Source organism: Niabella pedocola, assembly GCF_021044425.1.
GTDB classification, from domain to species: Bacteria; Bacteroidota; Bacteroidia; order Chitinophagales; family Chitinophagaceae; genus Niabella; species Niabella pedocola.
In genome coordinates this window covers 310,963-327,150 of record NZ_JAJNEC010000003.1, presented here as the reverse complement: position 1 = coordinate 327,150, position 16,188 = coordinate 310,963, and the positions used below count along the sequence as shown (strand labels likewise).

Genomic DNA, 16,188 nt, shown 5'->3' with positions numbered 1-16,188 from the left:
CGCTTAGATTCAGTTTTCAGCTGACGCCGGCCAGACCAACTGGCACGGGGGAATTTAAATAAGAAATGAAAAATATTAAATGTGGAGGCAAAGATGCCGTTACGGCTTTATGATCTTTCCTTCGATCAGGATGGTTGCAGGAATCAGGAGTTAAATATTTGTTCCAGGCATAGCACGGATCTAACCTGGAACGTTGAACCTTAAACCTGAAACCACTCTATATCAACACATCCTCTGCAAAGAGATCTTCCTGGCGGGTGTCCCGCTTTAATGCATTGGACCGGATGCTGACATTGATCTCAAAGCCAATCAGCAGGATGAGTGAATTAATGAAAATATACACCAGTACGATCAGCACGGTTCCGAGGGAGCCATATAATTTATTAAAATTGCCAAAGCTGCTCACCCACCACGAAAAGCCCAGGGCCAGTATCGTCATCAGCACTGCAGCCAGAACAGAGCCCGGTGTGATCCATGTCCATTTTTTATGCACCGAGGGAACCGCCCGGTAGATATAGGAAACAATTACCCAAAACAATCCTGCCACTACCACCCAGCGGGTACTGCTGATAAGGTTGATGAGCCATTGCTGCTCAATACCCAGCCATTCCAGTACATTGCCCTGTGCGGCCAGCAATGCCATACAAAGTATGAACAGGAAATCGAGTACCAATGTTACTTTCAATGCATTTCCCCTTTTCTGCAGGCCTTTTCGCTTAATAAAACCAGGCAGGTCTTTATCAAAGGAACGCATCAGTCCCATAATGGCGTTTGATGAGAAGAACAATGAAAGCAGGATACCCGCCGATAAAAGGTCGGTACGGGGCCGGTGAATGATGTTAAAAATAAATTCAAGAATCGGCTCGTAATTTTTAGGAGCAGGAATGACACCCTTGATCAATGTTTCAACCTGTTCCTCGATCTGGGTCTTAAAATCAAAATTGGTAGGAAACAGCCCCAATATAACCGGCACCAGCGTAAATAAAAAGATCATCGTGGGCGGAATAGCCATAAAGAAATTATACGAAATGGCCGAAGCCCGCTCGATAATATTATCGTCTTTGATCTGGCTCCGGAATCCGCGGAATGTATCCAATACCGAAACGCGCTCAAAGCCGGGGATAGCGGTTGTTTCGCCTTTATGCCGCAGCCAGCCTACCCTCCGGGAATTTTTGATGTGTTTGACGATATTTTTTATCGGGCTCATGGTGTTGCGTTGATACTATCCCTTTTCCGGATCTGTACATCCAGGGCCTGCTGGTACATTTTAGCAAACTTAGTATGTTCGGTATAATTACTGGTAAAAACATGCGACCCGTCAAAATTGCTGCTGGCCACAAAATACAGGTAATCTGTTTTGGGCGCATTCAATACCGAATCGATGGTCGATTGCTGGGGCGTACAGATGGGCCCGGGTGGCAAGCCTTTATTTTTGTAGGTATTGTAGGGCGATACTACGGCCAGATGACCAAATAGAATGCGCTTGATCCCAAAATCCTTTAGAGCAAACTTTACCGTAGGATCGGCCTGCAAAGGCATTCCTTTGGCTATACGGTTCATATAGGTGCTGGCAATTTTAGGTTTATCTACCGCTTTATTGGTTTCCTCATCAATAATCGAAGCCAGTGTGATCACCTCCAGCTGTGAGAGTCCCTGTCCTGCGGCTTTTTTCGTCCGGTCACCGGTCCAGAATTTTTTATAGGCATCGAAGAACCGGTCAAAGATCGCCCGGGGCGTTGTGTTCCATTTTATTTCATAGCTCAGCGGCAATACCGCGGCCATTACCGTATTGCTATCCAGCTCATACGCCGCCAGCGAATCATTGCTGTTCAGGAACCCGATCGTTTTCAGCGAATCGCATTCAAACAATTTCCCAATCCGGCCGGCCAGCGCCTCTTTTGTGCGGATCTTGGTAATCACCAGGTCTACCGGCACCTGATTGCCATTTTTCAGCATCCGCACCAGCGAAAGCAGGCTGGTACCTCCTCCTACTTTGTACTTACCGGGTTTTACGGCTTTAAATCCCAGTGCACTTGCCGCCATATTGAACCAGGTAGTTCCCGGAAGGAATTTTTCGTTCACCAGCTGTGTTTTCAGCTGTTCCATCGTGGTTCCGGTTTTTACATATAAAAAGCCTTTTTCCGTTTTGTGGGCAGCGGGACCGAGGAACTTAAACAGGATGAAAGCTGCCAGCAAAAGCAGCAGCAACAGGAGATACGGAATCTTTTTTTTCTTTTTTGCCATGATTATAAGTCAGATTTTTCAGCAGCCCTTACAGATCCTCCCGGAAAATGTGAAAGCTGCGGTAATTATTTTTGATATTGAATTTCGATGATTTCCCCGGTACGATCTGTTACCCGGAAGCGGTTATCGATGCGCAAACCTACTACCCAAACGATCTTTTGGCCCATTTCCAGTACCCATACTTTTTCCTTTTGAGTGGTCGTCAGTTTAAGATCGATCAGGAAGCGGGCCACTTTCTTTTTTTTGGTCATACCCAACGGGTAAAAATAATCGCCCGTTTTCCAGGGCCGGAGTGTGAGGGGAAACACCAGCAGGCGGGCATCGATCCATGCAGTGTTTGCTCCTTCGGGGATGGCGCCTGCCTTTTGCTGTTGCAGGATCTTTAACCGCCCTTCCTCAAAAAAATGATCTCCCGGTGCTTCAATCAGTATGCGTGATCCGGCCGACACGGCCAACGGCGCTATAATAAGATGCTTCCGGTCGCGGATCACCCTGTGGGTAGCCGATGTAATAAATTTTCCCGGGTCGGATCCGGTAAGCGCAAAAACCTCCGGCAACTGCCCGGCACTAAAGCCATAGTCTTTGACAATTTCAAACAGCACGGTAGCAGGGGCAACCGTTTTCAATAACAGCAACACCGGAATATGCAACTCATTGCCCTTCTCCGTTACCAGCTTTTTCCGGTATTGTGCAACCGACTGCTGGTATAACGCATGCACCTCCTGAAAACGATGAATATTGCCGGCCAGGTTCTGTTCCACCTCAGGGTAAATAGTTGCCACTTGGGGAAGCAACCGGTTCCGGATAAAGTTGCGGGTATAATCGTCTTTCAGGTTCGAAGCATCCTGCACAAAGGAAAGCGACTGCTCATTCAGGAATTGCTCCAGCTCGGTTCTCCTGGCAAACAACAGCGGTCGTACCACGGCACCGTTTTTTTCTTTGATGCCGGTAAGTCCGTTGATGCCCGTACCCCGGAAAAAACTCATCATTACCGTTTCAATATTGTCGTTAACATGATGCGCGGTAAGTACATAGTCAAATACCTCCCGCTTCCGGATCTCCCCAAACCATTCGTATCGTAACAGCCTTGCAGCTTCCTGGGTTGACAGTTTGTTTTCTTCGGCAAAAGCGCGGGTATTAAAGCGGATGCTGTAAAACGGAACGTTCCAGTTTCCGGCAAGCGTTTTTACAAACTGCTCGTCGGCATCGCTATCAGCCCCTCTTAATTGAAAATTGCAATGCGCCACCCCAAAATCAAAACCGGCCTGTTTGCAAAGCTGCCCCAGTACCACCGAGTCCACTCCCCCGCTTACGGCCAGCAAAAGCCGGTCATTTTTTGCAAAAAGATGCTGCTCATAAATATGCCTTATAAACCGGTTTAATAAATTCATTCCCTTTTTTTAAAATTCGAGGTATTCACAAGCCGCCCGGAGTTCATTATACGCGTGCCGCTCCCCCAGCCGTTGTGCTACTTCCATTCCTTTTTTATACACGGTTATCGCTCCGGTTTCATCCCCGCTGCGCTCCAGCAATTTGCCCAGATGATAATAACTGCCCACATAATCTTCGTTCTTTTCCAGGAGGTTTTTAAAAATTGTACCAGCTTTTGCATCATCGCCCGTCTTTACATATTCCAATGCCAGTGCATGGTTCAGGAACGCGTCTCCGCTGTTTTCCCGCAACAATTCCTCTAATTTTTCAATCCGGCTCATTATGAACTTTTTTTTAATGATCACGTCCATTATTACCTTACAACTGTTATCTTTGTTTGGTTACATAAACAGTTGCATAAACAACTTTCAAACATAAAAGTGATACCATAATGAAGATATTAGTTTGTATTAGTAAGACGCCTGATACCACGGCAAAAATAGCCTTCACGGATAATAATACGAAATTTGATGCGGCGGGTGTACAGTGGATCATTAATCCCAACGATGAATACTATGCACTGGTAAGAGCCATCGAGTTGAAAGAGGCCGATCCTGCTGCTGCCATTCACCTGATCAATGTAGGCGGCGCAGACAGTGATGCCATCATCCGTAAGGCACTGGCCCTGGGGGGTGATGAGGCGATCCGGGTAAATGCAGAAAACCTGGATAGTTTTGGAATTGCCTCTCAGATCGCGCAGATTGCAAAGGAAAACAATTATGACCTGATCTTTTTAGGAAAAGAAACCATCGATTACAATGGCAGCGCTGTAGGTGGCATGGTGGCCGAATTGCTGGACCTGCCTTATATTTCACTGGCTACAAAATTTGAGTTGAATGGAACAACGGCTACGGTTACCCGCGAAATAGAAGGTGGCGAGGAAGTATGCGAAGTATCCCTGCCTGTGGTGGTAAGCTGCAACAAAGGAATGGCAGAACAGCGGATCCCCAATATGCGCGGTATTATGGCGGCCCGTACAAAACCGCTTAAAGTGGTAGAACCTGCGGCATCGGATGCGCTTACAGAAGTGGCCGCATTCAGTCTTCCGCCTGCAAAGGCCGGAGTAAAGCTGGTTGATGCAGATAATGTGCAGGAACTGGTACGGTTGTTACACGAAGAAGCAAAAGTGATCTAAGTAAATAATTTCCGGTTTGTCATTTATCGGCGGCAGCGAACACCATAAACGACAAATAAAAAACAATAAACTTAAAAATGTCTGTTTTAATATTCATCGATATCAATGAAGAAGGTGCGGTAAAAAAAACATCGCTTGAAGTTTTAACCTACGGAGCCCGGTTGGCACAACAGCTGGGTGTACCGGCAGAGGGGCTGGTACTGGCACCCGTAAAAGAAGAGCTGGCGGCTCTTGGAAAATATGGTGTGCAAACCATTCATCAGGTTCAAAACGAGGCCCTGGCTCATTTTGATGCGCAGGTATATACCAAAGCCATTGCGCAGATAGCAGAAAAAACAGGTGCAAGTGTGATCCTGTTTTCCAATAACACCGATGGTAAAGCGCTGGCTCCCCGCTTATCGGCACGCCTGAAAGCAGGCCTGGTATCCGGAGCCGTAGCATTGCCGGAAACGGCCAACGGCTTTATCGTAAAAAAATCGGTATTCTCCGGGAAGGCCTTTGCCGATATAAAGATCGCTACGCCTGTAAAGATCATTACGCTCAATCCGAATTCCTTTACCATTGAAGCAGGCGCAGGTACGGCTACCGTTACTCCGGTTGAAGTAACTGTTGATGCTCCAAAAGTGAAAACGGTTAGCGTTAACCGCCAGTCTTCAGAAGTGCCGCTGGCCGAAGCCGAACGCGTGGTAAGTGGCGGGCGTGGCATGAAAGGACCGGAAAACTGGGGTATACTGGAAGACCTGGCAAAAGCATTGAATGCCGCCCTTGCCTGCAGCCGCCCGGTGGCAGACGCTCACTGGCGCCCGCATAATGAGCACGTGGGTCAAACCGGTGGTGCCATTGCACCAAATCTTTACCTGGCAGTAGGCATCTCCGGTGCCATCCAGCACCTGGCGGGTGTAAACCGCAGCAAGGTGATTGTGGTGATCAATAAAGACCCCGAAGCGCCTTTCTTTAAAGCAGCCGACTATGGAATTGTTGGAGACCTGTTTGAAGTAGTACCCAAACTAACGGAAGCCATCAAACAACTAAAAGGATAATATTAAGAACCGGGATTTTTTCCCGGTTTTTTTATGCAAAAAGCGGGTTTGTAGCATCATGTCCGGAAAACGGACATGAAATATCTCATTATTGCAATGTTATGCTGTACTACAGCAGCGCGGGGCCAGGAGGCAACAACACCTAAAAAACCGGCCCACTTAAACTTATATTCCATACCCAACCCCTACATTATTGACACCGCAACGATTAAGAAGCTTAACGATAAATTTCATGCAGGCATAGCCGGGCAGGATCGCATGCCGGTACTGCTCCCATACAGAACCGGCAAGCCCATTCTGAATGCCGGCAAGAGTATAAACCATGCAGGCCGTATACCCAATTTATGGAACAAACCACAAAAGGACAGCACCACCCGGGATCAACGCTTTTATAAACGGCCGCTGTATTACGATGTTATTCCTTCATTGTCTGCCCGGTAAAACGGATCCTTGTTGATAACCGGTCAATGGAGCGGCGCCCTTCCCCCTGTTTGGGATCCTCCACAATGAGCACACCGGCGACCCGCTGACTGACACGTTTTTAACGGATCTGTTTACTCAGAGAACCATAAAAATCGGTATCTTCCGTGATGGATGTGATCCTTAATCAAATCAATTATTTAAACCCACTATATGATCTTTAACCTGCGATCGGGGCTCGCTGCAATCGGACTAACCTTTCTCACCCAAACCTTAGTTGCCCAGGATCTGCTCATGACCACCCTTTCAAAAGAGCTGCAAAGAGAATTTGATCAGCTGAAAAAGGCGGATGACCGGCTGTATTATATGAGTTACCGGGTAGATGATATTACCACTTATAGTATCCGTACTTCCTTTGGCGCCATTACCGGTATTGATTCCTCCCGGTACCGCGTGTTTTCACCCACAGTGCGGCTGGGCAGTTACAAGCTGGATAATACCCATAATGTTGGATTTGGACAGTTTCCGGGGGGCATACCCGCAGTAGACGACGCCGCTATCATCCGGCTGGCAGTCTGGAAGAATACAGACAATGCTTACAAGAACGCGGTGCAGGCTTACGAACAGATCCTTACCAATAAAAAAGTAAAGGTAGCCGAGGAAGACTCAGCCGCCGATTTTTCTCCGGCCCCTAAAGTGGTGTACCAGGATCCGCCCCTGCGTTATGCTGCGCTCCGGCCGGATCTGGATGCCCTTGGTAAAAACCTTGCCGCCTATTCAGCCGTTTTAAAATCCAACCCGGATCTGCTTACCGGGATAGCGACGATTGAATTCAAGATCATCCGTAAATATTTTACAGATACCGACGGATCTTCCATTATAGAAAACAGTACCAGTACCTGGCAATCGGTATACAGCTCCACCAAAGCCCCGGATGGCATGGAACTGCCCCTGTTTCAAATGTACTATGCCTATGAACCTTCGGGTTTACCCTCCAGGGACAGCGTATTAAAGGACATCCGTACCATGAGTGCCAAGCTTACCGCGCTCCGGTCTGCCCCGGTAGCCGATCCTTTTGTGGGACCGGCCATTTTATCCGGGCGTGCATCCGGTGTGTTTTTTCATGAGATCTTCGGACACCGCCTGGAAGGGAAACGGATGAAAAGTGATTTTGACGGTCATACGTTTAAAAATAAGATCGGAACACCCGTGCTACCGGATTTCCTGAGCATCACGCTGGATCCAACGATTAAACAGGTGGGCCAAAACGAAGTGAACGGATTTTACCGGTATGACGATGAAGGTGTTGCTGCCCAAAAAGTAAATGTGGTAGAGGCCGGTATCCTCCGGAGCTTTCTGATGACCCGTACCCCCATCAATGGTTCCAGCGGCTCAAACGGACATGCCCGTACAGCCCCGGGTGGTATTCCCGAAAGCCGGCAAAGCAACCTGATCGTTAAAGCCTCCGCAACCCAAACAGCCGATGCCTTAAAAGAGCTGCTCCGCAAGGAGGCCAAAAAACAGGGGCATGAATACGGCTACTATTTTGAAGATGTACAGGGTGGTTTTACCACCGTTGGCCGCACCACTCCCAACGCATTTAATGTAATGCCGATTGAGGTATACCGGGTCTTTGTAGATGGCCGTCCGGATCAGCTGGTACGGGGTGTTGACCTCATCGGCACCCCGCTTTCGATGTTCCGCAGGATCATTGCGGCCGACAATACCCTGGAAACCTTTAACGGCATGTGCGGCTCCAATTCGGGCTGGGTACCCGTTTCCGCTTCCTCCCCCGCGATTTTTGTGGATGTGATCGAAACCCAGAAAAAAAGCAAATCTAATGACCGACTACCGGTGCTGCCCAGGCCCGATCTTGACCGTTCAGCACATTCCTCCACATCTACTTCTTTTTAAAATCATCCGATGTTAAAGAAATTTTTATTGTCTGCCGCTGCCCTTTTCTTCATTTTGATAACGGATGCACAGGAGTTGCGCGATAACTTTTATGTAAAAGTACTTTCGCAGGAACTCAACCGCAACATAGAGCAGTTGCGTCTTCCCGATCTGGGGAAACCTTTTTTTATCAGCTATAAATTAAGAAATGCCGTTTCGCAAACCATCCGTGCCGAACGGGGCCGGATCGTAACCCCGTTCTACGGACCATCGGAAATAAAGACCGCATCCGTAAAATTGCTGGTAGGCGACTATCACCGGAATTTTGATTATCTTTTTGACGACGGTTCCTATGTTATGCTGCCGGATGAAAACAATGCCGATGAATTCCGGCGCCTGCTCTGGCTGGAAACCGACCGGGCGTATAAAATGACGGCGCAGCAATACAATGCAACCACGGCTGCATTAAAACGGGTAACGGTAGACCAAAAGGAACTCGATCTGCCGGACCTCGCAAAGATCGATCCGGTTGTTAAAGACTATGGGGGCCTTCCCGCAATATCCGGTGCGGAACGATGGAAGCCACTGCTGGAAAAGCTTTCCGCACTGTTTATTGCATATCCGCAGATCACCTCATCAGCCTGCTATCTGGCCATTAACAACGGGGAGGAATACCTCGTATCCAGTGAAGGCTCCATTGTACGCAAACCCGTTTCACAAATTACGCTGACCATTTCAGCCTCCATGCAGGGAAAAGAAGGCAGCAATATTTTTGAAACCTATAATACATATGTTACCCGGATGGAGGAGTTACCCGATTACAAAACACTGGAGGATACCACCCGGGGGCTGATCCGTAAAATCATTGAGCGCGACAATGCGCCTCAGTTTGAAGGCTCATATCTTGGGCCGGTGCTTTTTGAAGGTGCATCGCTTGCTGATCTTATTTCCGGTTTTTTCCGCTACAGTCTTGGAGTAAACAGAAAATCGATCCTTTATCCGGATAATGGTACTACGTTTTATGAAGACAAGCTCGGGCAGAAACTGATCGCCTCCGGCTTAACGCTTACCGCACTGCCCCATTTAAAAACCTATGAAGGCCGGCATACCACCGGAGCCTTTGATATCGATTATAATGGCGTAATACCTCCGGATTCACTGGTACTGATACAGAACGGCGTATTAAAGAACCTGCTGAATGGCCGCACCCCTACTCAAAAATTTCGCGCACCGGGAGGGTTTGCCGCCGGCGAGCGCGGCTACAGCGCGGGTATACTGAACCTTTCGGCGGATGTTGTGGTGCCATTAAATAACATGAAGAAAGAGCTGGTGAAAGCCGCCCGGGAAGAAGGGCTTCCCTATGCTTATATTGTACGGGGGGTGAACGTAAGTTATGGCCAGGTACCCTACCTGTACCGGGTTGATACGGCTACCATGAAGGAAGAACTGCTTACCGGCTTTAAATTTACCAATCTCAATATGCGCAGCCTGCGGAGGTTTATTGCAGCAGCAGACCAGCAGCATTTGTGGAACCAATCGTTATACTCCGTTATCTGTCCGCAAAGCATGATCATTGGCGAAATCGAACTGGAAGCAGAAAACAGCGTGGTAAAAGCAAAACCGATCATTGTGAGCAATCCCCTGCTGGATAAAGAACCGGAGGCAGCAGCGCGGAAATCAAAGGTAAAAAAACGCTAAAATAAGAACCGCGAAGACGGAAAGGCACAAAGAAACACAAAGGACCATTGTGCCCTGCCTTATGCGCCGTTGCGTGCAATCCAAAACTCCGGGAAATCAAAAAGCATTATTCATCCGGACAACATGAACCTACGGATTCTGTTGCGTCCTCTGCGAGCGATATACTAAAATGAACCCGCTGCGCCTTTGCTTCGTAGCAGCACAGCGTAAAACAAGCACCACCTGTCGCATACCTTGCAAGAACCGTGGGAATAAAAAAAGCCACCCGGAGGCGGCTTTTTCTTATCCTTAAAAAGTTCTTACCATTTTTCTACTTCTTCATGATTGCTGGAAGCGGGAGCATCGTTCTGCGAAGCGGGTGTATCCAGCTCCTCCTCGGCTTTTTCACTGGCAACAGGCGCTGCTTCCGGTGCAGGCGCCGCCTCTTCTTCCGGCAAATCCGGCGTGGCTGCAGGTGCCGCTACAGATGCTGGCTGGTAGGCTACAGACCCGCCTTCTTCATCATAGTCTTCATGATTGAATGCATCAAAATTAAAGTCGGGCATCAGGTCTGTTTTCACATAGTCGATCGCCTCATTCAATGCTTTCAAAAACTTATTAAAATCTTCTTTGTACAGGAACACTTTGTGACGGTCATACCCATTATCATCAAAACGCTTGCGGCTCTCTGTAATGGTCAGGTAATAGTCATTCCCCTTCGTAGACCTTACGTCAAAGAAATAGGTTCTTCTTTTCCCGGCACGGAGTCTCTTGCTGTAGATGCTCTCCAATTTACGATCGTTATGCTCGTTCTCCACGTGTTTCTTTTTTTAAGTATAAAGATTAATACACAAACAAATATATGTATGTTTTCAATAAAAATTAAATTTATTGAAGTTTTACCATATTTTTTTAAACAATTTTTATATGCACAAAATCAGGCATCTATAAGACCCATTACTGGTAAATTTTATACGATCCGGGAGCGCATCCTTCTTTTTAAGACCATTAAAACACCGGAAACGGACGGCACAAACAATCCCACAACCCGTAGCGTTTTTTATTATAACCGTATACGATACATAGCTGTTGGCTCCAGGGCTAATGTACCCGGCATAAAGGGTCAAACCGTTTCTTCAGTACCCAATCCCATTTGCTGCCGTTGATACAGGCGGGCGTAAAACCCATCGGGGATCTTCATCAGTGCTTCATGGGAGCCCTGTTCAGCAATGCGGCCCTCGTCCAATACGATGATCCGGTCAAAGGAAAGCAGCGAAAAGACCCGGTGCGTTATGATGATGGCCGTTTTCCCACTCAGGTAAGCGTTCAGCCGTCCCATAATCTCCTTTTCCGTTTTTGCATCTACCGCACTCAGCGAATCGTCAAAAATAACCAGCGCCGATTCCTTGATCAGCGCCCGCGCAATGGAGATGCGCTGTTTTTGACCGCCACTAAGGGTTACTCCCCTTTCGCCGATCAGGGTATCATACCCCTTTTCAAATCCGTTTATTTCTCCTGCCACGCCTGCAATTTCGGCTGCCGCAACCACCTCTTCCCTGGTGGCGCCGGGCTTGCCAAACCGGATATTGTTCTCCACCGTATCGCTGAACAAAAACACATCCTGCGGCACATAGCTGATCTGTTCTCTGAGAGCAAAAACATCCATATCCCGGATATTCCGGTCATGCATAACGATCGATCCATCGTTGGCATCATACATCCGCAACAGCAGCTGGGCAATCGTTGTTTTACCGCTCCCGGTCTTTCCGGTGATAGCGATCTTCTCTCCTTTTTTTATCTTCAGGTCAAATTGCTGCAACGCCCGGATCCCGGTATCGGGATAGGTAAAATTGACATCATTAAAAGCAATTGTTCCGTCGAGGGCAACCGGTGTGGCGCCTGTTTCATTTTTTATTTCCGGTACGATGTCCAGGAATTCATTGAGCCGCTTTTGAGATGCCGCTGCCCGCTGAACCATGCTGGCCGTTAACCCAATGGCGCTTACCGGGAAGGTGAGCATATTTACATATACAATAAATTCTACGATGGTTCCCAACGTGATGTTGTGTTCATGATGAATATAATAAAGTCCGCCGATCATAATGGTAAACAGCGTGCTGATACCGATCAGCAGCTGGATCGACGGAAAATAAATGGCTTCTACCCTTGCCAGCGCAATAGCATTTTTCCGGTACTGCTCACTGTTAATGGCGAAAAAACGGAACATCGCATTTTCCTGAACAAAGGATTTGATTACCCGGATCCCGGAATAGGATTCCTGCGCATTGGTAGTGAGGTCAGACAGGGCCGCCTGGATCCTTTCGCTTTTTTTATGAATATTACTGTTTACAATATAAATGATCACCGCCAGTACCGGCAGTGGAATGAGTACATAGATGGTAAGTTCCAGGCTGCTTTGCACCATAAAAAACACACTGAGTACAATTACCGTAACCAGGTTAACAATATACATGATCGCCGGCCCGGTAAAGATGCGCACCCGGCTTACATCTTCAGCAATCCGGTTCATCAGGTCACCGGTGGTGTGGTTTTTAAAAAAAAGGCTATCCAGGCGCTGATACTGGGTATACACTTCGTTTTTCTGATCGTATTCGATATGCCGGCTCATTACGATAATGGTTTGCCGCATCAGGAACATAAAAAAGCCCCGCAGCAACGCCATGATCAATATAATGATACTGGCAACCAATACCACCTGTGCAATGCTGCCGAATTGCGTGATCCATTCCACCATTTTCTTTACCAGCACATCATATCCCCGGGTTTCCGTAAGATGACTGCTTCCGGTAAGGGTAAGCGACTGATCAACGTAATTCACAATAAAACGCATCAGCTGAGGTGACAATACATTAAAATAATTGGACAATGCCACAAACAGAATGCCCGCTCCCAACCGTACCCGATACTTCCAGAAATATTTTCCCAGCGCGCCTAAGTGCTTCATAGATGCAAAGTAAAAGAAAACTCAAATTACAATTACTAAAATCAAAATTCTAAACCATAAATTCTAAATCCTAAAAATATAAATACTGAAATCTCAAATCTGATACCTGGTATCCCAACCCCGGATGCTCAAATCTGGATTCTCAAATCTCGAATCTGGAATCTGGATTCTCAAATCTGGATTCTGAATTCTCAAATCTGAATATTCAAATCTCAATTTAAAACAGTATCTTGTTTACACAAATTGTTACTATGGTTCCGGAACTCAGACAGGCTTATAATGCGGCATTTACCGATGAGAAATTCCAGGGTTTTGTACAGGCATTGAACAGGTATCGTACCCCGATACAGTTCCGCATTGCCGAAACGCCCGTTTTTGTTCCCCGGAGTTTTTCCCGGCAAATGATCGACGCCTGCGAGCAGATCGTGGATGTATTGACACAACCGGATTTCAGGGAAAAAACGGAACGCGCCATACCGGAAAATTTCCGGGTGCCCGGGGAAAATGCCCACCCGCATTTTATTGCCTTCGATTTTGGCGTTTGCCGGAATGCCTCCGGCGGGCTGGAGCCGCAACTGATCGAAATGCAGGGCTTCCCCACCCTCTTTGGTTACGAGGTACTGCTGGATGATGTGTTCAATGCACATTTCGGCATTCCGCCGGGATATTCCTCCTACCTGGGCGGGTTAAACCGGAACACCTACCTGGAATTGTTCCGGAAGATCGTGGTGGCCGGGGAAGACCCGGAAAACGTGATCCTGCTGGAGATCTTTCCGCAGCAACAAAAAACCAATATCGATTTCTATTGCACGGAAGACTACCTGGGTATAAAAATGGTATGCATTACCGAGCTGATCAAAAGGGGAAATCAGTTGTTTTATCTCAAAGACGGAAAGGAAACGCGTATTAAACGGATCTATAACCGGGTGATCTTCGACGAATTGCAACAGCAGGACGCCGCCATTCAGGAAAAAGCAAAGGTCCTGTTTGAAGATCTGGACCTGGAATGGGTTACCCATCCCAACTGGTTTTACCGGATCAGCAAATTCACCCTCCCCATGATCCAGCATCCCAATATACCGGAAACCCGCTTTCTGAATGATGTAAAAGTAATTCCTGAAGACCTTGAGCACTATGTATTAAAGCCGCTCTTCTCTTTTGCAGGTCAGGGCGTGGTTATCGACGTAACCCCCGGCGACATCAGTGCTATTAAGGATCCGGAGAACTGGATCCTGCAGAAAAAAGTGGAATATGCGGCGGTGATTCAAACCCCCGATGAACCAGCTAAATCCGAAATACGCATTTTTTATTTTTGGGAGGAAGGCGCTCCGCGGCCCCGGCCGGTGAATAACCTGGCGCGGTTAAGTAAAGGTAAAATGATCGGCGTACGTTTTAACAAGGACAAAACCTGGACGGGTGGCGGTTTTGCATTGTTTGAGCAATAAAACCGGCAGTTTCAAACTTTATAAAACATGCTATAGCGCCCTTGCAGTTTTAAATTCAACCCCAATGAACACAAAGAAATCCGGATAATTCCTGTCATCTTCCTATAGTGCTCTTTGCGGACCCCTTGCGACCTTAGCGGTAAAAGCCCAACCGCAATGAAGAAGCGCATGCCTTGCCGGCAACGTCTCATTGAAAACATCTTCGCTGCAAAAATTTTAAATTCCTTATTTTAGATTTTATATTCCTTAATCCATTATGAGCCTCTTCTCATTTCGAAAAAAACAAAAGATCATCGGTCTCACGCTTTCCGGTGGCGGCATGCGCGGTGTGGCACATATCGGCGTATTAAAAGCCCTGGAGGAGTATGGTCTTAAACCAGGTATCATATCCGGAAGCAGTGCGGGTGCAATCATCGGTGCTTTTTATGCCGCCGGCTTTTCTCCCCAGCAAATGCAAGAGATCGTGATCAGGACCTCTTTTTTCTCCCGGTCTTCGTTCCGCCTGGGTACCACCGGCATCTTTAATACAGTCTTTTTGCAACGGCTCTTTAAAGAGTCTTTTCCCGACGATAATTTTAACGTACTTAAAACCCCTTTGTATGTCGCCGCAACCGAAATTACCCATGGCAGAACGGAATATTTCTCCGACGGCAAACTCTTCCAGGCACTGCTGGCTTCGGCAAGCATCCCTTATATTTTTCCCCCGATCCGCATCGGCAGTAAGGTATATATGGACGGAGGCATCCTGAATAATTTCCCCATCGAACCCATTTATAATAAATGCGATGTACTTATCGGTTCGCATGTAAATTCATTGATGTACGATGACATGCAAAAAATAAGCGCCCGCAAAGTATTTGACCGGGTAGTGCACCTGGCGATCGGTAAATCTGTTTACTCCAAAGCACACGCCTGCGATCTGTTCTTTGATCCGCCCGGCATGACACAATTCAGCCTTTTCGATAAAAGAGGGATCCCACAGATGCTGGACATTACCTACACCAATACTGTACGGGTACTGGAAGAAAAGGGATACCGGAGGCAAATGCCGAATGCTAAATCTTAAATTCTAAATACTAAACCCTAAATTCCAAAAGGGTAAAAACTGAGAACCAAAAAACAAATCTCAAATCTGAAGTCTCGATTCTCAAACCTCAAATCTCAAAAAACAAGATCCAAAAAAGCAAATAGCAAGCCCGGTGCTTGAAATTCTAATTAATAAATACTAAACCCTAAATTCTAAAAGGGCAAAATCTGAGAACCAAAAAACAAATCTCAAATCTGAAGTCTCGATTCTCAAATCTCAAATCTCAAAAAACAAGATCCACAAAGCAAACGCCCGACTTCAAGATCTGACAGGGCCATCTGAAGGCTGATGGCTGAATTCTGCACTATGGTTACATTAAAACCCCGCGGATTATTTGTTCAGCAATTTGCGATGATTTAGCTTTGCAACCAATGAAAGGATTCCTGTTTCTTTTTGGGTTTTACCTGTTATCGCTTATCGCCGTACCTTGTTCGGATGGCGGTGATGCCTGCAATGGCGACGATAACGTAGTAGCCCTTCAAACAGCGTCCGGTCATACACATACCACCGAGCATTGCACACCACTTTGTTTGTGCAATTGCTGCAGTTCTGTTGTAGCAAAAATTCCGCTGGCACCCGCCGTTTCGTCCGGTGCCATTGTTCCTGCCGGTTTTAAAACCGCCCTTTATGCAGATCAGTACCTGGCCGGTTTTAAAGCCCGGATCTGGCAGCCTCCCAAACCTGTTTGCTGATTCCTTTTAGCGACGGATTTTCTCTAAAGCCTTTGTTATTTCTGTATGTATACAGATGCATGCCGCGCAATCATTTGTGCCGGTTGCAGCAGCGCCGTCGTTTCCCCTTGTTTTAAGGATGCCCTAACGGCATTACCGTCTTTTATCATTAAACCGAAT

At 47.2% G+C, this 16,188-nt stretch carries 14 protein-coding genes; 8 read left to right on the top strand and 6 right to left on the bottom strand.

The window, feature by feature from the left end:
- Nucleotides 1-217: 217 nt before the first annotated feature.
- The 4 genes from LQ567_RS02560 to LQ567_RS02545 all read right to left on the bottom strand — a co-directional run bounded on the left by LQ567_RS02560 (nt 218) and on the right by LQ567_RS02545 (nt 3,956).
- A complete protein-coding gene (locus LQ567_RS02560; protein WP_231002531.1) occupies nt 218-1,207 on the bottom strand; it encodes a YihY/virulence factor BrkB family protein in 990 nt (329 codons plus the stop codon).
- A complete protein-coding gene (mltG, locus tag LQ567_RS02555; RefSeq protein ID WP_231002530.1) occupies nt 1,204-2,244 on the bottom strand; it encodes an endolytic transglycosylase MltG in 1,041 nt (346 codons plus the stop codon). Before mltG ends, LQ567_RS02560 begins: the two co-directional genes overlap by 4 nt.
- Nucleotides 2,245-2,309: 65 nt before the next feature.
- Entirely contained in the window at nt 2,310-3,635 is a 1,326-nt protein-coding gene (gene tilS, locus LQ567_RS02550; protein ID WP_231002529.1) for a tRNA lysidine(34) synthetase TilS, read from the bottom strand.
- A 9-nt stretch (nt 3,636-3,644) separates the two neighbouring features.
- A complete protein-coding gene (locus tag LQ567_RS02545; RefSeq protein WP_231002528.1) occupies nt 3,645-3,956 on the bottom strand; it encodes a tetratricopeptide repeat protein in 312 nt (103 codons plus the stop codon).
- A 110-nt stretch (nt 3,957-4,066) separates the two neighbouring features.
- On the opposite strand from LQ567_RS02545, the gene LQ567_RS02540 reads away from it, so the two are divergent.
- From LQ567_RS02540 to LQ567_RS02520, 5 genes are all read left to right on the top strand, one after another.
- Nucleotides 4,067-4,810 (top strand): electron transfer flavoprotein subunit beta/FixA family protein, encoded by a 744-nt coding sequence (locus tag LQ567_RS02540; RefSeq protein ID WP_231002527.1) that lies wholly within the window; start codon nt 4,067-4,069, stop codon nt 4,808-4,810.
- Between the two features lie 77 nt (nt 4,811-4,887).
- Entirely contained in the window at nt 4,888-5,850 is a 963-nt protein-coding gene (locus tag LQ567_RS02535; protein WP_231002526.1) for an electron transfer flavoprotein subunit alpha/FixB family protein, read from the top strand.
- Nucleotides 5,851-5,925: 75 nt separating this feature from the next.
- Nucleotides 5,926-6,291: a hypothetical protein gene (locus LQ567_RS02530; protein WP_231002525.1), complete on the top strand. Its 366-nt coding sequence runs from the start codon at nt 5,926-5,928 to the stop codon at nt 6,289-6,291.
- 192 nt (nt 6,292-6,483) lie between these two features.
- Nucleotides 6,484-8,184 (top strand): TldD/PmbA family protein, encoded by a 1,701-nt coding sequence (locus tag LQ567_RS02525; RefSeq protein ID WP_231002524.1) that lies wholly within the window; start codon nt 6,484-6,486, stop codon nt 8,182-8,184.
- Nucleotides 8,185-8,193: 9 nt separating this feature from the next.
- Nucleotides 8,194-9,861, top strand: coding sequence for a metallopeptidase TldD-related protein (locus LQ567_RS02520; RefSeq protein WP_231002523.1), 1,668 nt, complete (start codon nt 8,194-8,196; stop codon nt 9,859-9,861).
- Between the two features lie 299 nt (nt 9,862-10,160).
- Here the strand turns inward: LQ567_RS02520 and LQ567_RS02515 are convergent, their stop codons facing one another.
- Nucleotides 10,161-10,658 (bottom strand): DUF3276 family protein, encoded by a 498-nt coding sequence (locus LQ567_RS02515; protein ID WP_231002522.1) that lies wholly within the window; start codon nt 10,656-10,658, stop codon nt 10,161-10,163.
- Between the two features lie 305 nt (nt 10,659-10,963).
- Complete coding sequence (locus LQ567_RS02510; protein WP_231002521.1) at nt 10,964-12,805, bottom strand: ABC transporter ATP-binding protein; 1,842 nt, start codon at nt 12,803-12,805, stop codon at nt 10,964-10,966.
- A gap of 251 nt (nt 12,806-13,056) precedes the next feature.
- On the opposite strand from LQ567_RS02510, the gene LQ567_RS02505 reads away from it, so the two are divergent.
- From LQ567_RS02505 to LQ567_RS02495, 3 genes are all read left to right on the top strand, one after another.
- Nucleotides 13,057-14,250, top strand: coding sequence for a hypothetical protein (locus LQ567_RS02505; RefSeq protein ID WP_231002520.1), 1,194 nt, complete (start codon nt 13,057-13,059; stop codon nt 14,248-14,250).
- A 256-nt stretch (nt 14,251-14,506) separates the two neighbouring features.
- A complete protein-coding gene (locus LQ567_RS02500) occupies nt 14,507-15,316 on the top strand; it encodes a patatin-like phospholipase family protein (protein WP_231002519.1) in 810 nt (269 codons plus the stop codon).
- A gap of 392 nt (nt 15,317-15,708) precedes the next feature.
- Nucleotides 15,709-16,029 carry a DUF6660 family protein gene (locus tag LQ567_RS02495; RefSeq protein ID WP_231002518.1) on the top strand — a complete coding sequence of 107 codons (321 nt, stop codon included), beginning with the start codon at nt 15,709-15,711 and terminating at the stop codon, nt 16,027-16,029.
- Nucleotides 16,030-16,188 lie beyond the last annotated feature (159 nt).